Raw genomic sequence first — 20,837 nt, forward strand, 5'->3', positions numbered from 1 at the left:
CCCGCGCCCGCCCTCAGGCCGCGCCCGTCCCTCAGACCGCGTCCGGCCGTTCCGCCGGGGACAGGGCCGCCAGGGCGGACGCGACGGCGTGCGAGGCGCTGAGGTCGAGACGGGCACTGGTGCCCCGGGCCCGGTGGCGCACCTCGGACGCGGCGAGGGTGAGCAGCTGGGGCAGCAGGTCCGTGCAGCGCCTGGCCACCCAGCCCGTGCCCGCCGTGGCCAGCCACAGGAGGCTCGCGGTGCGGGTCGGCGCGGGGAACTCGGCCTCGGCCGAAGGGGTGGTCCCGCCGGCGAGGCCCCGCTCGGCGAGCAGCGCGTGGAAACGCACGGCCAGCCGACGGTGCCCCAGCTCCCCCGGGTGCAGCCGGTCGGCGCTCCACACGGCGCGGTCCTCGAGCCATTCCTCCTCAGCCGCGTGCAGGTGCAGCGCCCCGTGCCGCTTCGACAGCGCGTGCACCACCGCGTTGACCGCGTGCTGGCGCCGGGCCAGCGGGCGGGCCAGCGCTCCCGGCAGCCCCAGCATCGAGCCGGGGTCCGGGAGGCAGGCCGTCAGCACGACGGCGTCCCGCGCGCGGAACGCCGAGTACACCGTGTCGAGCCGTTCGGCCACCGCGTGGATGTCGAACGTGTACCGCAGGGTGTCGTTGACGCCGATCACGACGGAGACGATGTCGGGCTCCAGGGCGAGCGCCGCCGGGGTCTGCCGTTCGAGGACGTCCCGCGTCTGTGCCCCGCTGAGCGCGAGGTTGGTGAACCGCACGGGCGCGTCCGCGGGGGCGAGCCCCGGGGCGAGCAGTTCGGCCCAGCCGCGCCACCGCTCCCCGACGGGGTCGCCCACGCCTTCCGTGAGGGAGTCCCCGAGGGCGACGAACCGGACCGGTCTCATGCCACGCCCTCCTGGAGACGCGGCCGGTCCACGGCCCGCGCGTCGTGCGCGGCGAGGAAGCCCGTCACGGCGGCGTCCCAGCCGAAGCACTCGGCACGCGCGCGTGCGGCCTGCCTGCGTTCGTTCTCGGCGCGGCCGAGCAGCAGCCCCACCGCGTCCGCGAAGGAGTCCCCGCTGTCGGCGGCGGTGGCTCCGGCGGAGCCGACGATCTCCGGCAGGGCGGAGTGCGCGCTGGCGACGACGGGGGTGCCGCAGGCCATCGCCTCCAGGGCGGCGAGCCCGAAGGTCTCGGCCGGCCCGGGTGCCAGGCACACGTCCGCCGAGGCCTGGAGCGAACCGAGCAGGGTGCGGTCGGCGACGTGCCCGAGGAAGGTGACGGGCAGCCTCCGTTCCCGGGCGCGCTGTTCGAGCCGGGCCCTGAGCGGTCCGTCCCCGGCGACGACGAGCACGGCCCGCTCGCCGCGCCGCAGCAGTGACTCCAGCGCGTCGAGCGCCGTACCGGGGCGCTTCTCGACGGACAGGCGGGAACACATGACGAGGAGGATCCGGTCCGCGCGCGCGTGACGGGCGCGCAGGGCCGGGTCGCGCAGACCGGGGTGCCGGTCGAGCAGGTCGACGCCCAGGGGAGCGCGTACGACGTTGCGGGCGCCGATCCGGACGAACTCGCGCTCCGCGAACTCCGTGGTGCACACCACGCGCGCGTAGGCGTGCGCGGTGCGGACGTTGAGGGCGTCCGCGGTCCGCCGGGCCATCGCCTCGGACAGCCCCCAGGTCCGCAGCACGCCGTCGGCGGTCTCGTGGGAGACCATCACCGCGGGCACGCGGGCCCGTCTCGCCCAGACCCCGGTCCAGCGCAGGGTGGTGCGGTCGGAGACCTCCAGGCGGTCGGGGGCGAGCGATTCGAGGAGCCTGGCGACCCTTCGTCTGTCGGTGAGGACGCGGTAGCCGCCGGTGCCGGGCAGCAGCGGGCCGGGCAGTGTGATCACCCGTCCCTGCACGGTGTCGCGGTCGCTCGCCCGCTCGCCGGGTATGACGAGGACCGGTTCGTGGCCGGCCGCCCGGTAGCCGGCGCCCAGCTCCCGCAGTGCGGTGCGCAGCCCTCCGGAGGCGGGGGCGACGAAGTTGGCGAGCCGTACGATGCGCAGACTCATGCCGCCACCGGCTTCCTCGCGAAGAGCACGTCCTCGTAGTGGCCGATGAGCTGGTCGCCCACCGCGGCCCAGGTGCGGCCCTCGACCGCGGCGTGCCCGGCGGCGCCGTAGGCCGCCCGCAGCGCGGGGTCGGCGGCCAGGGCGCGCACCGCGTCCCGTACCGCGTCGCTGTCGCGGGGCGGGACCAGCAGTCCGGTGCGCCCGTGGTCGACCAGGTCGAGCGGTCCGCCCGCGGCGGGGGCGACGACGGGCACTCCGCTGGCCATGGCCTCCTGCACGGTCTGGCAGAAGGTCTCGAAGGGGCCGGTGTGCGCGAAGACGTCCAGGGAGGCGAAGATCCGGGCGAGTTCACCGCCGGTGCGCCGGCCGAGGAAGACGGCTCCGGGGAGCGCGCCGCGCAGGGTGGCCTCGCTCGGCCCGTCGCCGACCACGACGACGCGGACGCCGTCCAGTCCGCAGACGCCGGAGAGCAGTTCGACCTGCTTCTCGGGGGCGAGCCGGCCGACGTAGCCGACGATCAGCTCGCCGTTCGGCGCCAGTTCGCGGCGCAGCGCCTCGTCGCGGTGGCCGGGGCGGAAGCGGACCGTGTCGACGCCGCGCGCCCACAGCCGCACCCGGGGCACGCCGTGCGCCTCCAGGTCCCGCAGGGCCGCGCTGGAGGGAGCGAGCGTCCGGTCGGCGGCGGCGTGCACCGAGCGGATGCGCCGCCACGCGGTGGCCTCACCGGCGCTGATGTACGTGCGGGCGTATCCGGCGAGGTCGGTCTGGTAGACGGCGACGGCGGGGATGCCGAGCCGGGAGGCGGCCGCCATGCCGCGGACGCCGAGGATGAAGGGGCTGGCCAGGTGGACGATGTCGGCGCGGTGCTCGGTGATGGCCGCGGCGACGCGCCGGCTGGGGAGGGCGACGCGGACCTGGGGGTAGCCCGGGAGCGGGATGGAGGGGACGCGGACGACCGGGCACGGCGCGAGGGCGTCGGGCCCGTTCCCGGTGGGGGTGCCTCCCCGGTCGGGGGAGGCCGAGAACCTGGGCGAGGTGGCCGGTGCGACGACGAGGGGAGCGTGACCGCGGTCGACGAGGTGCCGGGCGGTCTGGAGCGCGCAGTGGGCCACGCCGTTCACATCGGGGGGAAAGGATTCGGTCACGATGACGACACGCATACGGGTGTTCTCGCCGCATTGGACGTGGCCGCGTCAAAGTGGATCTATGCGAGCGATGAACGTCCCGTGAGCGTTGCGCTCCGCGCCCGGGCAGGTCAGCCCCCGTCCACGCGCTCCTGACTCCCGGGTCACCGAACGTTCATACGGCCGGCATGTCGGGCCCGATCCTGCTCCGTACCGCTGTCTGGACTTCGGCCTCCTCGGCCGGATCCGCCGCCAGCCGGCGGAGCTGGTCGACCACGCGCGCGTCACCGGTCTCGGCGTGCCGTGCGGCGATCTCCCGTGTGGTCTCCTCGCAGTCCCAGAGGCACTCGACGGCGAAGCCCGCGGGGAAGGAGGGGTCGGTGGCGGCCAGGGCGCGGGCGGCGCGCTGCCGCAGGTGCGACGACGCGGTCTCCCGGTAGACGTGCCGCAGCACGGGGGCGGCGACGGCGATGCCGAGCCGTCCGGTGCCGTCGACGAGGGTCCACAGGGTCGGCGCGTCGGGGCCCTCGCCCCGTACCGCCTCGCGCAGGGCGGCCAGGACGAGATCGCGGTCCTGGGCGCCGCCCCGGCAGGCGAGCACGCGGCCCGCGGCGGCGCCGAGCGCGTCGGGCCGGTGCGCCCAGCCGCGCGCCCGGTCGACGGCGGCGGCGCTCCGCATCCGTTCGAAGGCGTCGACGGCGGCCTCGGCGACGGTCGCCGGACCGTCCGCGACGGCCGCCTCGATCAGGTCGAGGGCGTCCGGGTCGTCGCCGTCGGCGAGATAGCGCAGGGCCGTGCAGCGCGCGCCCTCCGTGCCGTGGCGCGCGGCCTCGACGATCTCGGGCCGGTCCTCGGGTCCGGCGACGGCGGTCAGGCAGCGGGCGGCCGGGACGTGCAGCGCGGCTCCGCGCTCGACGCCCTGCTGGGCCCATTCGAAGACGGCTCCGACGCTCCACCCGGGGCGGGGTCCCGACGGCCGCATCTGGCGCTGCCAGCGGTCGAAGGACCCGGCCTCCGTGGCGGCACGCACACGGGTGGCGACGGACTCGCGGGAATCGTCGGCCCACAGCCGCCACGGCCGTGGCTCGAAGGCGTCGCGCACGGCGGCGGCGAGGGCGGCCTCGCCGTCCGGGCCGGCGGGGAACCGGGCGAGCACGGGGGCGGCGAGGGCGCGCAGGCCCGCGTCGTCGTCGCGCAGGGCCAGCTCGTCCAGGGCCCAGGCCCAGTTGGAGCCGACCGCCGCGTACCTGCGCAGCAGCGCGAGCGCGTCACGCCTGCCGTACGAGGCGAGGTGCCCGAGGACGGCGAGGGCGAGCCCCGTGCGTGACTCGCAGTCGTCGAGGACGTCCTCGGCGTCGAAGAGGTGACGCTCGATCTCGTCGAGCTCACCGTTCAGGTCGAGGTAGAGACGGGCGTAGTACAGGGAGCGGTTCTCCACCTGCCAGTCGTGGCGGGGGTCCCTGAGAACGCAGTGGTCCAATGCCGCGAGCGCCTCGGCCCGCGGTGCGGTGAGCGCGTGCAGCGTACCGTCGCCGCGGCCCCTCTGGAGCAGGCCGAGCAGGGTTCCGCTGGGCGCTATGACCGGATCGAACATGGGAAACAGCCTCACATCAAGCGTCGACGCAACCGGGATCCTGCATTACCTGGCCGCGTGACAACACGTCGGGGCGCCCGCCGTCTCTTGCTTGCTGTAGACCATCTTCCTCTGCCTCTCGTCGGTGGCCCATGCGGGCCGAGTCACGGCCCGCGCGGTGCGGCAACTCCTGCCCAGCCATCGCGTCCGTGAATCACGTCGTCATGATGACCCGGCCGTTCTTCCTGCCGCGACCGTATTTCCGGCGGCCCCGTTCCGCCTCCCTTTTTTCCCGCGTATCGCCTGGTCAGAGCGTTCGATTCATGGCGTGCCGAACAATTCGAGCAGGTCCGTCTTGGCGAACATGCGTGCCGTGTCGACGGCCGAGGGAGTACCCGCGGCGGGGTCGGCGCCGGCGGCCAGGAGGACCCGGATGACGGCCTCCTCACCCTTGAAGACGGCCCCGGCGAGAGGGGTCTGGCCCCGGTCGTTGACACGGTCGGCCTCGGCGCCGCGCTCCAGCAGGGCGCGGACCGCGTCGGCGTGGCCGCGGTAGGCGGCGAGCATCACGAGCGAGTCGCCGCGGTCGTTGGTGAGGTCGGCCGGGACACCCGCGTCGACGTACGCCACGAGCCTCTCCGTCTCGCCGCGTCGCGCAAGATCGAAGATCTTGGTCGCGAGCTCCACGACCTCGGGCTCGGGGGCTTCGCTCATCTGCCGGACCGCCTCTCACTGCAACCGTTCGGGTGAATCGACAGGGTACTGGCTCCGGCGGCACATGACAGGCACCCTCCGCGGCAAAGACCGCAAAGCGCGCATCGAGCGCAATGGAGCAGCTCAGACGGCCCATGACAGCTCCATCGCCTGAGTGAAATCAGACGGTTTTCACTCAGTTGCACCTTTTATCGTATGGATACATGCTGTGATCCTGGAACAACTCATGGTGACCGTCCCCACGAACCAGGAGAGCTCAAATGATTCTGTCCATGTCAGGCGTCGTCCTTCTCGGCATCATCGTCTTCCTCTTCTTCAAGAAGGACGGGCTGAAGGCGTCCCACGCCCTGGTGGCCGCACTCTTCGGCTTCTACCTCGCCAGCACGGCCATCGCGCCGAGCATCAAGGCCGGCGGGGAGAGCCTGGCGGGTCTCCTCGGCGGGATCAAGTTCTGACGACGTCCCCCACCTCGTACGCACCTCCAGGAGACAGCAGTGGCCCGGCGCCCTCTCCCCCGCATCCTCAGCAACGGCACCGCGCAGATCGCCAAGAGCCGGGAGCTGGCCCGGACGGCAGCCGACAGCGCCACCGACGTCCTCCACCCGCTGATCACGGTCACCCGTGGACTGCGCCGGCTGGCAGCCGCCGGACGGCGCAAGTGGGCCGCCACCCCCAAGGACCGGCGCGGGCCGCTGCTGTTCCTGGTGGCCTCGGTGGTCCTGATCGTGGCCCTGGTGCCGTACGGGCCGCTGCTCGCCGTCATCACCCTGATGGCGGCGGCGGCCTGGGCCGGTCGCGAGCGCACCCCACCGCCCGCGACCGGCCCGGACGAGGCCCAGACCGCACGCCTCCAGTCCCTCTACGACGCGCTCGTCCCGTACTTCTCCACGGCCGACGACCCCGCCCCCCTGTACGCCCACGGCGGCGACTGGGAGAAGACCTTCGCCTCGTACGACTTCGACGGCGACGGACGGGTCTCCCGTCTGCTCATCCACTACCCGGCGTACTTCACGGACGGCGAACCGGAATCCCGCGCCCGCATCGAGCAGCTCCTGCAGGCCAAGTCGGGGCGCGGCCGCGAGTACCACTTCGACTGGGACGAGGAGGGCAACGAGCTCACCGTCACGGTGCTCGCGCCCCTGCCCACCGACATCGCCGCCCAGCCCTTCGTCACCGCTCCCGGCGAGACGGTCCTCGGCTTCACCGATCCGGCCGACGTCCAGCGCACGCTCCCCCTCACCCACGGCGAGGAGCGGCGCGACGTCCCGCCGGTCGTCTGGCGTACGGGCGCCCGCTCCACCGAGCCGCACCTGCTGATCACGGGGCAGCCGGGCACCGGCACGACCAGTCTCCTGCGCTCCATCGCCCTGCAGTCCCTCCGGTACGGCGACGTCGTCGTCGTCGACGGCGGGGGCACCGGCGAGTACGCGTGCCTGACGGGGCGCAAGGGCGTCCTGGCCGTCGAGTGCTCGACGGGCGGGGCGCTCGCCAGCCTCGAATGGGCGGCGCACGAGACCGAGCGGCGGCTGATCGCCGCGAACCGCGCCCACCAGGCGGGGCGTCCCGCCCCCGACGACATCAGGAACCCGCTGTGGATCCTGCTCGACCGGCCGGGCGCGCTCGGTCACCTGGCCGCGGCCGACGGGGGCAAGGACCTCCCGGCACTGCTCCAGACCCCGCTGCGGCACGGCCGTGCGGTGGGCGTCACGGTCGTGATCGCCGAGCACCTCGAGAACCTCGACGTCATCGGCGACGCGGTACGGCAGCACACCCGCGCGCGCGTGGTGCTCGGCACCGCCTCGGCCGCCGAGCTGGAAGCGGTCCTGGGCGCGCCCCCGCACACCACCCCGACCCGGGACGTTCCGCCCGGCCGCGGCTACGCGCGCCTGGGCACCGGTCCCGTGCTGCGCCTCCAGGTCCCCGCCACACCGGACCCGTACGACGACGCCACGAGCGAGGCGCAACGGCGGGCGGTGCTCGACCTGCTGCCGGAGCGGACGACACCGGCGGACGCGGAACAGATGCCCTCCGAGGTCGCCGGGGTCGCGGTGGCGGAGGGGTAGGGGCCGCCCGCTCCCCCGGATTCCGCTCCCGGGGCCGTCCTCCCCGCCGCTCACGCCGGTCCGCACCAGCCGGGCGGCCGCGGCCAGGCGCACCGCCGCCTCGTCGGCGACCGCGCCGCCCACGGTGAACGGCAGCCGCACGTACCCCTCGAAGGCGCCGTCCACCCCGAACCTGGGCCCCGAGGGCACCCGCACGCCGACGCGTTCACCGACCTCGGCGAGCCGCGACCCGGACAGACCGCCCGTACGCACCCACAGGGTGAGGCCGCCGCGCGGCACGGAGAACTCCCACTCGGGCAGCTCCCTGCGAACCGCCGTGACGAGGGCGTCCCGGTTCTCGCGGGCCTGGGCGCGCCGGACGCCGACGGCCTCCTCCCAGCCCCCCGTGCTGAGCAGCCAGTTCACTGCGAGCTGTTCCAGCACGGGTGTGCCGAGGTCGGCGTAGGCGCGCGCGGCGACGAGGCTGCGGATGACGTCGGGCGCGGCCCGCACCCAGCCGATCCGCATGCCCGCCCAGAACGCCTTGCTCGCCGAACCCACGGTGATCACGGTCGAGCCCGCCGGGTCGAAGCCGCACACGGGGCGCGGCATCTCCAGGCCCTCGTCCAGGTGCAGCTCGCTCATCGTCTCGTCGACGACGAGGACGGTGCCGGCCGAGCGCGCCGCGTCCACGAGTCCGCGCCGCTGGTCCTCGTCGGCGAGCGCGCCGGTGGGGTTGTGGAAGTCGGCGACGACATAGGCGAGCCGGGGCGCGGCGTCGCGCAGCACCTGGCGCCAGCGGTCCATGTCCCAGCCGGCCAGCCCCTCGGCCATCGCGACGGGCACCAGCCGGGCGCCGGCCTCCCGCATCAGCTGGAGGATGTTGGCGTAGGAGGGGGACTCGACGGCGATCCGTTCGCCGCGGCCCGCGAAGAGATGACAGATGGCGTCGATCGCGCCCATCGCCCCGGTGGTCACCATGATCTGCTCGGGCATGGTCGGGATGCCGCGCGCCGTGTACCGCTCGGCGAGCATGGTGCGCAGGGCGGGGAGCCCGGCGGGGTAGTCGCCGTGCGTGTGCGCGTACGGGGGCAGTTCCTCCAGGGCGCCCTGGACGGCGCGGGTCAGCCACGGCTCCGGCGCGGGCAGCGCCGCGCAGCCGAGGTCGATCATCGATCCGAGGGCCTCGGGGGGCAGCGGTTCCAGACCGCGCGCGGGCAGCGGGTTCCCGGCGGGGACCGCGGTCCAGCTGCCGGCTCCGCGGCGCGACTCCAGGAAGCCCTCCGCGCGCAGCGCCTCGTAGGCCGCGGCGACGGTCGTCCGGCTGACCGACAGGGCCAGCGCCAGTTCCCGTTCGGCGGGCAGCCGCGCGGCGACCGGCACCCGCCCTTCGAGCACGAGCAGCCGCACGCCGTCGGCGAGGGCACGATAGGCGGGCGGACGCCGGGTCCCCGGGCCTGCGGGCCGCTCCTGCTGGGAGTTGAGGAGCCGGGCGAGCTGCGCGGCCCCCACCGCAGAAGTCCACTGCGCCATGATTCCAGTCCACCTTCCCCGAATTGGCCATGGTTGAATCCATTTCCCACGCCACAGAGTGTCATGCGCCAGGCCACTACCACCACTGGGGGCATCACGTGTCCACACGCTCCGACTCCGCGCCCGCCGAGGCGCACGGCCCCGGGCGGCTCCCCCGCCGCCTCGTCCAGCTCTACTCGGGCCTCGCCCTGTACGGCGCGAGTTCCGCGCTCCTCGTGGAGGCGGGTCTCGGTCTCGAGCCGTGGAACGTGCTGCACGAGGGCCTGGCCGAGCTGACCGGCCTGACGATCGGCGTGGTGTCGATCGTCGTGGGCGCCGCGGTGCTGCTCCTGTGGATCCCGCTGCGCCAGCGGCCGGGCCTCGGCACCGTCTCCAACGTCTTCGTGGTCGGCCTGGCCATGGACGGCACCCTCGCGCTGGTCCCGGACGTCCGTTCCCTGGCGGTGCGGGTCCCGCTGCTGGTGGCGGGCGTCGTACTGAACGGCGTGGCCACGGGTCTGTACATCTCGGCCAGCTTCGGCCCGGGTCCCCGGGACGGTCTGATGACGGGACTGCACCGGCGTACGGGCCGCTCGGTCCGTCTGGTGCGCACGGTCCTCGAGGTGACCGTCGTCGCGACCGGCTTCGCGCTCGGCGGCACGGTCGGGGTCGGCACGGTGCTCTACGCCGTCGCCATCGGACCCCTGGCCCAGCTCTTCCTGAAGGTGTTCGCCGCCCGTCCGGCACCGCTCCGCAGTGCCGTTGTCGCCCCTGGTCAACCCGAGCGCGCCATACTGCCCGGGTGAGCACGCGCACCCTTCACCCCTACCTCGACCACCCGGGCCCGATCCCCTTCGCACACCGCGGCGGGTCTGCGGACGGCCTGGAGAACACCCTGACGCAGTTCCGGCGGGCGGTGAACGCCGGATACCGCTACATCGAGACCGACGTGCACGCCACGGCGGACGGCAGGCTGGTCGCCTTCCACGACACGACCCTCGACCGGGTGACCGACGGAGCGGGCCGGATCGCGGACCTCCCCTGGGACGACGTGCGCCAGGCGCGCGTGGCGGGCAAGGAGCCGGTCCCCCTCTTCGAGGAGCTGCTCGAGGAGTTCCCCGAGACGCGCTGGAACGTCGACGTCAAGGCCGAACCCGCGCTCCTGCCGCTGCTCGACCTGATCGGCCGCACCGACGCCTGGGACCGCGTCTGCGTCGGTTCGTTCTCCGAGGCCCGCGTGACCCGTGCCCAGCATCTCGCCGGGCCGCGCCTCGCGACCTCGTTCGGCACCCGGGGGGTGCTCAACCTGCGGCTGCGCTCGTGGGGCGTGCCCGCCGCGGTGCGCCGCTCCGCGGTCGCGGCCCAGGTTCCCGAGACGCAGTCCGGCGTGCCGGTGGTCGACCTCCGCTTCGTACGGGCCGCCCACGCGCGCGGGCTCCAGGTGCACGTGTGGACCGTGAACGAACCGGAACGCATGCACCGGCTCCTGGACCTGGGGGTCGATGGCATCATGACCGACCACATCGACACACTGCGCAAGGTCCTGGAAGACCGGGGCACCTGGTTCTGAACCCTCCTCGCGCGGTCCGTTCACGGGGAAGCGAGGGGCACGGATGAGCACCGACACCGTGCGGGCGGGGGCGGCCGGGGAGGCCGCGGAGCGCCGGCGGGAACAACGCGGCTGGTACTTCTACGACTGGGCCTGCTCCGTCTACTCGACGAGCGTGCTCACCGTGTTCCTCGGCCCCTACCTGACGGCGGTGGCCAAGCACGCGGCGGACGCGGACGGGTTCGTCCACCCGCTGGGGGTACCGGTGCGCGCCGGTTCCTTCTTCGCGTACGCGGTCTCCGCCTCGCTCGTCGTGGCGATCGTCGTGATGCCGATGGCGGGCGCCGCCGCCGACCGCACGGGCCGCAAGAAGCCGCTGCTCGCGGCGGCGGCCTATCTGGGCGCCGGAGCCACCACGGGCATGTTCTTCCTGGACGGCGACCGCTATCTGCTGGGCGGGCTGCTGCTGGTCGTCGCGAACGCCTCGCTGGCCGTTTCGATGGCGCTGTACAACTCCTACCTCCCGCAGATCGCCCCGCCCGAGGAGCGCGACGCCGTCTCGTCCCGGGGCTGGGCCTTCGGGTACACGGCGGGTTCCGTGGTCCTGGTGGCGAACCTGGTCCTCTTCACGGCCCATGACAGTTTCGGCGTGTCCGAGTCGACGGCCGTGCGCATCTGTCTGGCCTCGGCGGGTGTCTGGTGGGGCGCCTTCACCCTCGTCCCGCTGAAGCGGCTGCGCGACCGCCGCACCGCCTCCGCCGGACAGACGTCCGCGCACGGATGGCGGCAGCTCGCCGCCACGGTGCGCGACATGCGTCGGCAGCCCCTCACACTCGGCTTCCTGCTCGCCTACCTCATCTACAACGACGGCATCCAGACGGTCATCTCGCAGGCGTCCGTCTACGGCTCCGAGGAACTGGGCCTCAGCCAGTCGACCCTGATCACGGCCGTCCTCCTGGTGCAGGTGCTCGCGGTCGGAGGCGCACTGGGCATGGGCCGGCTGGCCCGTACGTACGGCGCCAAACGCACCATCCTGGGATCGCTCGTCGCCTGGACGATCATCCTCGCCGCCGGGTACTTCCTGCCCGCGGGCGCGCCCGTGTGGTTCTTCGTCCTCGCCGCGGGCATCGGACTGGTCCTGGGCGGCAGCCAGGCGCTGTCGCGCTCCCTTTTCTCGCACCTCGTGCCCAGCGGCAAGGAGGCCGAGTACTTCTCGGCGTACGAGATGAGCGACCGCGGGATGAGCTGGCTCGGCCCGCTGCTGTTCGGCCTGACCTACCAGCTCACGGGAAGCTACCGGGACGCGATCGTCTCGCTCGTGGTCTTCTTCGTCATCGGCTTCGCCCTGCTGGCACGGGTCCCGGTGCGCCGGGCGGTGCGGGAGGCGGGCAATCCCGTACCCGAGATGATTTAGCGTCCGGCACCAAAGAGCGGTAGTGTACGCGTTTGGCCTGCCTGGCGTACCGTTACTGCGCGTCAATGATACTGAAGCGTTGGGTGACATCTGATGCCAGATGTGACAAACCGGGCGACGGTGGGTACAACAAGGGGCGGCTACGACGGCGACGCATGACCCACAACGGGAATCTTTACCGCCGACCGGACGTTGACCGGATGACGACGACAGCGACACCTGTCCTGTGGGCGACAAGCCCGGGAGGCACGATTCATGAGTGAGCGAGCTCTTCGCGGCACGCGCCTCGTGGTGACCAGCTACGAGACGGACCGCGGCATCGACCTGGCCCCGCGCCAGGCCGTGGAGTACGCATGCGAGAAGGGGCACCGCTTTGAGATGCCCTTCTCGGTCGAGGCGGAGATCCCGCCGGAGTGGGAGTGCAAGGTCTGCGGGGCGCAGGCACTCCTGGTGGACGGCGACGGCCCTGAGGAGAAGAAGGCCAAGCCCGCGCGTACGCATTGGGACATGCTGATGGAGCGGCGCACCCGAGAGGAACTCGAAGAGGTCCTCGAGGAGCGCCTGGCCGTCCTGCGCTCCGGCGCGATGAACATCGCGGTGCATCCGCGGGACAGCCGGAAGTCCGCCTGACCCCTTCGAGGGCCGGGTGGCATACACCGCACGCACGAGACCGCGGGCACCGTACGTGACGTACGGTGCCCGCGGTCTCGTGCGTGCCGATGAATCCGGCCCGGGCCGGAACCGGGCCGGTTCCGGCCCGGCCCGGTTCCGGTGGACACGGTCCGGGTGAATCCGGTTCCGCCGCCTCGCCGAAGCCCAGGCGGACCGGCGGCCGGCGTGCGGCCGCCGGTCCGGCGGAGGTGTGCGGCTAGCGGTTCAGGGGCGGGTACGTGCCTCCGGGCTCGCGCGGCGCCTCGTCCCTGATGACCTCGCCCTGGACCACCTTGCCGTCGGGGCGGTGGATACGGGCCTGCTGGAAGACGTCGCCGACGGAACCGGGGGCGGCCAGCCGCATCCTGCGTTCGAAGGCACGCTGCCCGAAGCGGCTGACGCCCTTCTGGACCAGGGGGACCAGCAGGAGCAGACCGGCCGCGTCGGAGATCAGGCCCGGGATCATCAGGAGCAGACCGCCGAGCATCGTCAGACCGTTGCCCCGGCCGCTGTCGCCCGTGGGCGCGACACCGCCCTGTGCCTGCTGCAGTGTCTGACTGAGGTTTCGGAAGGCGCGGCGGCCGGCCCGCTTGATGACCACGGAACCGAGGACGAACCCGGCGACCAGCAGCAGGAACACCACGAAGCCGCTCGTGGCACGCGCGACCAGCGTCAGCAGCCAGATCTCCAGCACCAGCCACACCGCGACACCGAGCGGCAGGAAGGTGCGCAGCCGCGAGCGCCGCGGGCGGGAGGGGGCGGGGGTCGGAACGCCTGTCGTCATGCTCCCAGTGTGCCTGGGCGCGCCTCAGTTCGGGATAAGCGAACGCTCAACCGCGCCGACGACCGACCGGTCCCCGCCCGTTCGCGGCGTCCGCGGCCACCGGCCGGCCCCTGGCCCCGGCGCGTCTCACCGGCCCGTTCTCGCCGCCTGGACGGGCCGGGGCCCGCGTGGAGCCGGGACGGTGTCAGGACCGCTTGCGGCGGGCCGTGATCCGGCCGACCCGTTCGCCCACACCCCAGCTGGTGACGCGCCACAGCGCCTCCACGAGGATGTCGCGGCTCATCTTGGAGTCGCCCAGCTCCCGTTCCACGAAGGTGATCGGGACCTCCACGACGTGGTAGCCGGCCTTCACCGCGCGGCGGGCCAGGTCGACCTGGAAGCAGTAGCCCTGGGAGGCGACCTCGGTGAGACCGAGGCCTTCGAGGGTCTCGCGGCGGAAGGCGCGGTAGCCGCCCGTCACGTCCCGGATCGGTACGTCGAGCAGGACGCGCGAGTACAGGCTGCCGCCGCGCGAGATGAACTCGCGGGACTTGGGCCAGTTCACCACGCGGCCGCCCGGCACCCAGCGCGAGCCGAGGACGAGGTCGGCGCCCTTGAGCGCCGTCAGCAGGCGGGGAAGCTCCTCCGGCTGGTGCGAGCCGTCGGCGTCCATCTCGATGAGGACGCCGTAGCCGCGCTCCAGGCCCCAGCGGAACCCCGCGAGGTAGGCGGCACCGAGCCCTTCCTTGCCCTTGCGGTGGAGGACCTGGACGTTCTCGTCACCGGCGGCCAGCTCGTCGGCCAGCTTGCCCGTGCCGTCGGGGCTGTTGTCGTCCGCCACCAGAACGTGCGCCTCGGGCACGGCGGAGCGCACCCGGCCGACGATCTTCTTGATGTTGTCCGCCTCGTTGTAGGTCGGAATGATCACCAAGGCCGTGCCGAGCGGGCCGAACCGCCTCCCCTGGGCTTCCGCCGCGAGGGTCCCGTCGCCGTCGTTCACTGCTGCCCCTTCGTATCCGTACGCAGGGGTCCACCATAATGCGCCCGGCCTGCGCCGCCGCGTCGCGGCGGCACTACGGGGGTGTCGATTCGCCGGGAAGCCGGGCGGAGCGGCCTCGCCGGCGGGAGATCGCGTCCTGCGGATCGGGGCCCGGCGCCCTTCGGGCCGGCCAGGGACCCGCTGGCTGCGGATCGACCGAAAGCCGTTGTCTACTGAACGTCCGGGCCCCACCCGGGTCACACCTGCCGACGTGTCGGAACGTTCCATCGCCCCGCGGCACCGGCGCTGGGCCTGGCTCCCAGCGGTGGTGCGCCCGTGCGGGGCGCCACCCCTGACCCAGCGGCGCCGCGAGGCCGTGCGGAGTTCCCCGGCCGGCCGTCCGGTGGTGGACCCGGCCGAACCTACCCGCCCCCCGCGGCCGCCTGTCAACACTGGCCCGATCTGCGCCTTTCCCGACAAATCCCTGGTCAGGGCCGAGGATGCGCAGGTCGAACGACGGGACGCCGGGCCCTTGGAGCGCACCGGTTCCCAGGGGACATCACTCGTTGGGGTGTACGAACACCGTCCGTCCGCCGACGACGGTGCGCAGGCAGACGGGCAGGTCGCCGCCGGGGGTCAGATCCGGGAGTCCGGGGGTCCCGGAGCGGGGGTCGGTGGACCAGCGCGCGACCCGGTCGTCGGGGGCCTGGACCACGAGACGGCCGGTGCGCCACACCGCGTAGTCGGCGGGCGCTCCCGGCACCAGGACGCCCGCGTCGTCCCGTCCGACGGCCCGCCAGCCGCCTCGTGTGTGCGCCGTGAAGGCGGCCCGCACGGACACCCGGTGCCCGGGCGTGCGGTGGAAGGCCGCCGCGCGCACAGTGCCCCACGGGTCCAGCGGGGTCACGGGGCTGTCGGACCCGAAGGCGAGCGGCACGCCGGCGCGCAGCAGGGCCGCGAACGGGTTGAGCGTCCGGGCCCGCTCGACCCCGAGCCGCTGGGCGTACATGCCGTCCTCGCCGCCCCACAGCGCGTCGAAGGCGGGCTGCACGGAGGCGGTGAGGCCCAGCTCGGCGAAGCCCGCGACGGTCTCCGGCGTGAGCATCTCGGCGTGCTCGACGCGGTGCCTGGCGGCGCGCACGCGGGCCAGGCCGACCTTCTCGGCGGCGGCGCGGACGCCCTCGACCACGGAGGCCACCGCGGCGTCCCCGATGGCGTGGAAGCCCGCCTGGAGGCCCGCCTCGGTGCAGGCGGTCACGTGCGCCGCGACGGCGTCCGCGTCGAGGTGGGCGAGGCCCGTGTGGTCCGCGTCGAGGTACGGGTCGTGCAGGCAGGCGGTGTGCGAGCCGAGGGAGCCGTCGACGAACAGGTCGCCGGCCGCGCCGACGGCGCCCAGCGCCCGCGCCTTCTCGACGTCGAGGTCGGCCCAGTAGCCGACGACCCTCGGCCCGGGCTCCTCGGCGGCGAGCCGCAGCAGTCCGGTGAAGTCGTCCTCGGAGGAGATCTCGGGGCCCGCGCACTCGTGCACGGAGCCGATGCCGAGCGAGGCGGCGTGGGCCAGCGCGGCGCGCTGGGCCTCGGCGCGCTGGGCGCCGCCGATCGCGCCGAGGGCCGCGGCGCGCACGGCATGGTGGGCGTCGCGGGTCAGGGGGCCGTCGGGCGCGTACCCGGCGAGCGACGTGACGCCGGGGACCAGGTCCAGGAGGGCGGTGGTGGCCACGGCGGAGTGCACGTCGATACGGGAGAGGTAGAGCGGGCGTCCGCCGGTCGCGGCGTCGAGCTCGGTGCGCGTCGGCGGGCGTCCGCCGGGCCAGCGGGCCGCGTCCCAGCCGTGGCCGAGCAGCACCCGGTCCGCCGGGCGGGCGGCGGCGAAGTCGCGCACGAGGGCGAGCGCCGCGTCCAGGGACGGCGCGTCGGACAGGTCGAGGCCGGTGAGGGCGAGTCCGGTGGCGGTGGTGTGCACGTGCGCGTCGGTGAACGCCGGGGTGACCAGGGCGCCTTCGAGGTCGACGACCTCGTCGACCCCGCCGGCGAAGGCGTCGGCGGCGCCCTCCGAGCCGACCCAGGCGACGTGTCCCCGTTCCACGACCATGGCGGTGGCGAAGGGGTCGGCGGGGCTGTGGACTTCTCCACCGCGCAGCAGCACGGTGTCCGACGGGGCGGGGCTCTCACTCATGGGGACAGTCTCGCGCCTGCCGGCGGCCGGGCGTCGCCCGGGTGGGGCCGACACGGCGGGGCGGCCCGGTCCGCCCGCCCGTCCCGGCGGATCCGCGTGGTCGCGCGCCCGTGCCCGGCGGCCGCCTCAGATGCGGGGCGGGCGGGATTCGTACGGTGTCGACAGGACGACCGTGGTGCGCGTCGACACGCCCGCGAGCGCCCGCAGCCGCCCGAGGAGTTCCTCGAGTTCGTGCGGGGTCGAGACGCGCACCTTGAGAATGTAGTTCTCGTCGCCCGCGACGCTGTGGCATGCCTCGATCTCCGGGACGCCCGCGAGCCGTTCGGCGATGTCGTCGGGGGCGCTGGGATCGAACGGCTTCACCGAGATGAAGGCGGTCAGGGGCAGCCCGACGGCCTCCGGGTCGACGACCGCGGCATAGCCCCGGATGACGCCGCGCTGCTCGAGACGGCGCACCCGCTGATGCACGGCGGACGTGGACAGGCCCGTGGCCTTGCCCAGGTCGGTGTAACTCATCCGCCCGTCTGCGACGAGCAGCTGCACGATCTGTCGGTCCAGCTCCTCCATGGCGCAAGAACCTACAGGGCCGCCGATCTCCCGGGATACCTCGGTGGCCCAGGTCATGCCCTCTTCGTGATGTGTCCCGGCGTCCGGTCGCGCGCGGCCGGGCCGGCGCGTTCCACGGACCGGGCACCTGCGAACGGCATGTGACGAAGGCCACATGAATGCGGCCGGGTCCGCGATGTTCGCGCGATTACCGCGGAGACGGGACGGGAAGTGCTTGCTGTGGTCGAGGTCGCAGCGCCTTGTCGGCCCACCCGAGGGGGAGAATCCCATGCAGAGTCTTAAGCGCCCTGGTCGTACCGCACCCAAGCGGCAGCAGGCCGTGCTCGAACCCGAGCCGGAGGGCGTCGAATCCGACGCCCTGGACGGTGACGAGTTCGACGCGTACGACACCTTCGAGATGTACCGGGTCATCTGCCCGGACTGCGCGCAGCCGATCGCGCTGCTGGCGGACGAGGAGGTCCTGCCGGAGCACGCCCTGTGCGCCTCCCCGTGGAACCCGTTCGGACTCACCGTCTGCTCGGGCACGGGCCGCGCGGCCGCCGAGGCGCCCTCCGCGGACGACACCGCGGACCTCCAGAAGCAGGACACCGCGCTGCTGCTGACGCTCCCTCAGGGGCTCGACTGGCGCACGCAGCCGTTCTCCCACGTGGGCGGTCCGGGTTCGATCCCGATGCGCGTCCACGAGATGCGGCGCGCGGCCTGACCGCTCGGCCCGTCCGGCCGGCGTCGCCCGCCCCGTCCCCGTAGCCGATCCGCACCACGGCCCGCACCCCGCCGTGGTGCGGATCGGTGTGTCCGGGACCGGCGGGGCGCTCGCCGCGAACGGCCTACGGGGGTTCCGCGGGCGGTCGGCGGGGGCTCCGCGGCCGGGTTCGTCCGGTCGTCGCCGAGCACGCCGGACGGCCTCCGGCGCGGGCCCCGCAGGGGTCCCGTCGTGGACACACGCCCGATTCCGGGGCGGGTGACCTGTCCGCCCGCCCGCACGTTGCCCCGGCATGAGCCCCACTCCTTCCGCGACCGGGCGCCGGCGCCGGATCCTCGTCCCGGCTCCGGTGGAATCGGTTCGCCGGGTACCGCCGCCACCGCCGCCACCGGCTCAGGACCCGCCCATCTACCGCGCCCTGATGCGCGCCTGGGCCGATCTCGGCCGCACCCTGCCGGGACGTCACGACCCCGAGTGGGTGCGCCTCGTGGCCCCGTCGGTGATGTACGGGCACGGGCAGTTCGGCGCGCCCCGGGATCCGCGGAACGAGTTCGGCACGGGCGCGGACCCGCGCGGTGACCTCAGCGCCCCTCGGGACCCACGAGGTGCCGCGCGATGACCGTCCGCCGGATCTGATCGGCGCCCTCGACGATCTGCAGCGCCTTCGCCTCGCGCGGGTACCGCTCGACCGGGAAGTCGGCGGTGCACCCGTACCCGCCCAGGACCTGGACGGCGTCGGTGGCGACCCTCATCACCCCGCCGGTGCACAGCAGTTCGGCCATGCCCGCCTGCCGGGAGAAGGGCCTGCCGGCGTCGCGCAGCCGGGCGGCGGACAGGCAGAGCGCGCGGCCGGCCTCGACCCGGGTGGCCGTGTCGGCGAGCAGGAAGCGGAGCCCCTGGAAGTCCGCGACCCGCTTCCCGGACCGGCGCCGGCCGGTGGCGTACGCGACGGCCTCGTCCAGCGCGGCCCGGGCCAGGCCCGTCGCACAGGCCGCGATGCCGAACCGGCCGGAGTCGGGCGCCGACAGGGCGAGCGCGAAAACCCGGCCCTCGTCGCCGGGGCGGCGGTCGTCGGCGACCCGCACCCCGTCGAGGTGGATCCGGGCGGTCGACGAACCCCTCAGGGCCATCTTCCGCTCGGGCGGCGAAGCGCTCAGCCCCTCCGCGTCGCCGGGCACGAGGAGGGCCGTGATGCCGTGCGGGCCCTCGCCCCCGGTTCGCGCGAACACCGTGCAGAAGTCGGCCACCCGCCGTACGTGGTCCACGCCTTGGTGCCGACGAGGAACCGGTCGTCCCCCTGCCGTACCGCCTTCGTGCGCAGCGCGGCGGCGTCGGAGCCCGAGGACGGCCCGGAGAGGCAGTACGCGCCGAGCAGGCCGCCGCCGAAGCATCGCGGGCAGGTACCGGACCCGCTGCCCCTCGGTCCCGTGGTTCGCCGGGGCGTGGCAGGCGAGGGCGTGGACGCTGACGCCGAGGCCCACGGCGAGGCGGGCCGCGGCGCGTTCCTCGAGGACCTGGAGGCAGACCTCGTACGGCCGGCCGCCGCCCCCGTGGGCGACGTCGTACGGCAGTCCGGGCGGTCCGGACTCCGAGAGCAGCCCGAAGAGCCCGCGCGGAAAGCGCCCGGCGCCTCCTCCCCGGCCGCGTGCGGGGCGGTCTCGCGGCGCGCCGTGTCACGGACGAGCGCGATCAGGTCCCGGGCCTCCTCGGTGGGGAGCTGACGGTCCACCGGCCGTGGGACACGATCGGGCACGGCGGCGCCCCTCCCTGGTCGGGCACGGCGGCGACGCCCGCCCGGGAGCGGCGCCGCCGGGATTCGCCTGGCCCCGCCGATGCTCCCGGTCCGGGTCACGGAACCCGGCGAACGGCGGCCGTGGCGCCGGGAGTACGCCCGGACGGAGGAACGTCCGCTCCGGACCGCGACGGGCCGCCGGGGTGCACGAGATTGGTCCGAACCATTGACAGAGTGGTCTAGTCCTCATAGTGTTCCCGTCAGCCGTCAGCCGTCAGCCGTCAGCCGTCAGCCGTCCCGCCGGGTGTCAGCCATCCCGCCGGGCGTCGGGCGGGGCCGCGTACGAGGGGTCGATCTCCTCGACGGCACGCATCGTGCCCCCCAGCATCTTCACCAGCAGTTCGCGCATGGTCTCGCGCGGCAGCACCGGGTCGCCGATCCAGTCGAGGGTGACCCCCTCCACGCCGTGCAGCCAGCCGAGCAGGGCGATGCGCGGCAGCGGTCCGATCCTGCGCCTGCCGTACGCCCCCTCCGCGATCGTCGCGACGATCGCCTCGCGCACGCCCTCGCGTATCGCCTGCACCTCGGTGTCGAAGCCCACGCCGCCCGTGATGATCGTGCGATAGGCGGCCTGGTTGTGCTCGGCATAGCGGAGATAGCCGTCGATCGTGCGCTGGACCCGCTCCACCGGGGGGAGCTCCAGACCGTCGGCGGCCCGGGAGACCAGGTCCGCGACCGAGTCCTCGACGATGGCGAGGTAGTAGCCGCGCTTGGACTTGAAGTAGTAGTAGATCAGCCCCTTGGCGACATGCGCCTGCCGTGCGATGTCGTCCATCGACAGGGCGTCGTACGACGTGTCGGCGAACAGCTTCCGCCCGATGGCGATGAGTTCGGCGCGGCGCGCCAGTGAGCGGTCGGTCCCCCGTGCCCGGGGGCGGTCGATCTCACGCTGTTGACTATTATTCAATTTCGGCCCTGGTCTCCAACTGCCGACGGAACATGCGCAGTATGGCAGAACCGTGCCGACCGTCATCCGGGGGCGATCGGTACCCCGCCCGTCACGTCCGGCGGTGCGCCGCGGAACCTCTGCGGCGACGCGGTCTCAGAGCAGCCCGAGCCGCGTCACCAGCATCGCCACGGCCACCACGAGGATCCAGCCCACGACGTGTTCGAGGATCTTCGGGCCGTCGTCCCCGGGGCCCCCGGTGCGGGCGCGCGGACGAGCGGCGGCGGAACTCGCGGTCATGGCATCTCGCTGACGTAGTGGTGCGCTGGCGTCCCCCGCCTCCCGCCGGCTCCCC

18 protein-coding genes and 2 pseudogenes are annotated in these 20,837 nt (G+C 73.9%); 7 read left to right on the forward strand and 13 right to left on the reverse strand.

The genetic code is table 11. The annotated features are described in order from the left end of the window. Nucleotides 1–31 precede the first annotated feature (31 nt). The 5 genes from ACFW6B_RS29075 to ACFW6B_RS29095 form a co-directional block, all read right to left on the reverse strand. Nucleotides 32–886, reverse strand: a complete 855-nt coding sequence (locus ACFW6B_RS29075) for an SGNH/GDSL hydrolase family protein (protein ID WP_386600473.1) — start codon at nucleotides 884–886, stop codon at nucleotides 32–34. Then, nucleotides 883–2,037, reverse strand: a complete 1,155-nt coding sequence (locus ACFW6B_RS29080; protein ID WP_386600474.1) for a glycosyltransferase — start codon at nucleotides 2,035–2,037, stop codon at nucleotides 883–885. Before ACFW6B_RS29080 ends, ACFW6B_RS29075 begins: the two co-directional genes overlap by 4 nt. Beyond that, nucleotides 2,034–3,197 carry a glycosyltransferase family 4 protein gene (locus ACFW6B_RS29085; protein ID WP_386600477.1) on the reverse strand — a complete coding sequence of 388 codons (1,164 nt, stop codon included), beginning with the start codon at nucleotides 3,195–3,197 and terminating at the stop codon, nucleotides 2,034–2,036. The genes ACFW6B_RS29080 and ACFW6B_RS29085 overlap by 4 nt, the downstream gene beginning before the upstream one ends. A 139-nt stretch (nucleotides 3,198–3,336) precedes the next feature. Next, a complete protein-coding gene (locus ACFW6B_RS29090; RefSeq protein WP_386600479.1) occupies nucleotides 3,337–4,755 on the reverse strand; it encodes a HEAT repeat domain-containing protein in 1,419 nt (472 codons plus the stop codon). 300 nt (nucleotides 4,756–5,055) lie between these two features. Continuing rightward, nucleotides 5,056–5,448, reverse strand: a complete 393-nt coding sequence (locus tag ACFW6B_RS29095; RefSeq protein WP_386600481.1) for an ankyrin repeat domain-containing protein — start codon at nucleotides 5,446–5,448, stop codon at nucleotides 5,056–5,058. 260 nt (nucleotides 5,449–5,708) lie between these two features. Here ACFW6B_RS29095 and ACFW6B_RS29100 point away from each other — a divergent pair, with 260 nt between their 5' ends. Together ACFW6B_RS29100 and ACFW6B_RS29105 are read left to right on the forward strand one after the other, a co-directional pair. Then, nucleotides 5,709–5,903, forward strand: coding sequence for a hypothetical protein (locus ACFW6B_RS29100; protein ID WP_037621052.1), 195 nt, complete (start codon nucleotides 5,709–5,711; stop codon nucleotides 5,901–5,903). 39 nt (nucleotides 5,904–5,942) lie between these two features. Further along, complete coding sequence (locus ACFW6B_RS29105; protein ID WP_386600484.1) at nucleotides 5,943–7,511, forward strand: hypothetical protein; 1,569 nt, start codon at nucleotides 5,943–5,945, stop codon at nucleotides 7,509–7,511. Nucleotides 7,512–7,541: 30 nt separating this feature from the next. On the opposite strand, the pseudogene ACFW6B_RS29110 reads toward ACFW6B_RS29105, so the two are convergent. Continuing rightward, nucleotides 7,542–9,023: pseudogene (locus tag ACFW6B_RS29110) on the reverse strand (PLP-dependent aminotransferase family protein); the annotation flags it as partial. Between the two features lie 29 nt (nucleotides 9,024–9,052). Here ACFW6B_RS29110 and ACFW6B_RS29115 point away from each other — a divergent pair. The 4 genes from ACFW6B_RS29115 to ACFW6B_RS29130 all read left to right on the forward strand — a co-directional run bounded on the left by ACFW6B_RS29115 (nucleotide 9,053) and on the right by ACFW6B_RS29130 (nucleotide 12,595). Then, on the forward strand, nucleotides 9,053–9,808 hold the full coding sequence (locus ACFW6B_RS29115; protein WP_386600486.1) for a YitT family protein: 756 nt from the start codon (nucleotides 9,053–9,055) through the stop codon (nucleotides 9,806–9,808). Beyond that, entirely contained in the window at nucleotides 9,805–10,572 is a 768-nt protein-coding gene (locus ACFW6B_RS29120) for a glycerophosphodiester phosphodiesterase (protein WP_386600487.1), read from the forward strand. The genes ACFW6B_RS29115 and ACFW6B_RS29120 overlap by 4 nt, the downstream gene beginning before the upstream one ends. Nucleotides 10,573–10,615: 43 nt before the next feature. Beyond that, entirely contained in the window at nucleotides 10,616–11,965 is a 1,350-nt protein-coding gene (locus ACFW6B_RS29125; RefSeq protein ID WP_386600490.1) for an MFS transporter, read from the forward strand. A 255-nt stretch (nucleotides 11,966–12,220) separates the two neighbouring features. Next, nucleotides 12,221–12,595: an RNA polymerase-binding protein RbpA gene (locus ACFW6B_RS29130; protein ID WP_003977404.1), complete on the forward strand. Its 375-nt coding sequence runs from the start codon at nucleotides 12,221–12,223 to the stop codon at nucleotides 12,593–12,595. A gap of 238 nt (nucleotides 12,596–12,833) precedes the next feature. Here ACFW6B_RS29130 and fxsA read toward each other — a convergent pair whose 3' ends face one another. The 4 genes from fxsA to ACFW6B_RS29150 form a co-directional block, all read right to left on the reverse strand. Next, nucleotides 12,834–13,400 carry an FxsA family membrane protein gene (fxsA, locus tag ACFW6B_RS29135; RefSeq protein WP_386600492.1) on the reverse strand — a complete coding sequence of 189 codons (567 nt, stop codon included), beginning with the start codon at nucleotides 13,398–13,400 and terminating at the stop codon, nucleotides 12,834–12,836. A gap of 184 nt (nucleotides 13,401–13,584) precedes the next feature. Further along, nucleotides 13,585–14,379, reverse strand: a complete 795-nt coding sequence (locus ACFW6B_RS29140; RefSeq protein WP_386600493.1) for a polyprenol monophosphomannose synthase — start codon at nucleotides 14,377–14,379, stop codon at nucleotides 13,585–13,587. A 538-nt stretch (nucleotides 14,380–14,917) separates the two neighbouring features. Beyond that, complete coding sequence (locus ACFW6B_RS29145) at nucleotides 14,918–16,534, reverse strand: amidohydrolase (RefSeq protein ID WP_386600496.1); 1,617 nt, start codon at nucleotides 16,532–16,534, stop codon at nucleotides 14,918–14,920. Between the two features lie 126 nt (nucleotides 16,535–16,660). Then, nucleotides 16,661–17,101: an Lrp/AsnC family transcriptional regulator gene (locus ACFW6B_RS29150; RefSeq protein WP_037621061.1), complete on the reverse strand. Its 441-nt coding sequence runs from the start codon at nucleotides 17,099–17,101 to the stop codon at nucleotides 16,661–16,663. Between the two features lie 268 nt (nucleotides 17,102–17,369). Between ACFW6B_RS29150 and ACFW6B_RS29155 the strand changes: the two genes are divergently transcribed. After that, on the forward strand, nucleotides 17,370–17,804 hold the full coding sequence (locus tag ACFW6B_RS29155; protein WP_386600498.1) for a hypothetical protein: 435 nt from the start codon (nucleotides 17,370–17,372) through the stop codon (nucleotides 17,802–17,804). A gap of 581 nt (nucleotides 17,805–18,385) precedes the next feature. Here the strand turns inward: ACFW6B_RS29155 and ACFW6B_RS29160 are convergent. The 3 genes and pseudogenes from ACFW6B_RS29160 to ACFW6B_RS29170 form a co-directional block, all read right to left on the reverse strand. After that, nucleotides 18,386–19,557: pseudogene (locus ACFW6B_RS29160) on the reverse strand (acyl-CoA dehydrogenase family protein). 286 nt (nucleotides 19,558–19,843) lie between these two features. Further along, nucleotides 19,844–20,503, reverse strand: coding sequence for a TetR/AcrR family transcriptional regulator (locus tag ACFW6B_RS29165; RefSeq protein WP_386600500.1), 660 nt, complete (start codon nucleotides 20,501–20,503; stop codon nucleotides 19,844–19,846). A gap of 135 nt (nucleotides 20,504–20,638) precedes the next feature. Further along, complete coding sequence (locus tag ACFW6B_RS29170) at nucleotides 20,639–20,782, reverse strand: SCO1431 family membrane protein (RefSeq protein ID WP_386600502.1); 144 nt, start codon at nucleotides 20,780–20,782, stop codon at nucleotides 20,639–20,641. Nucleotides 20,783–20,837 lie beyond the last annotated feature (55 nt).

The organism is Streptomyces sp. NPDC058751, from assembly GCF_042746485.1.
Lineage (GTDB): Bacteria > Actinomycetota > Actinomycetes > Streptomycetales > Streptomycetaceae > Streptomyces.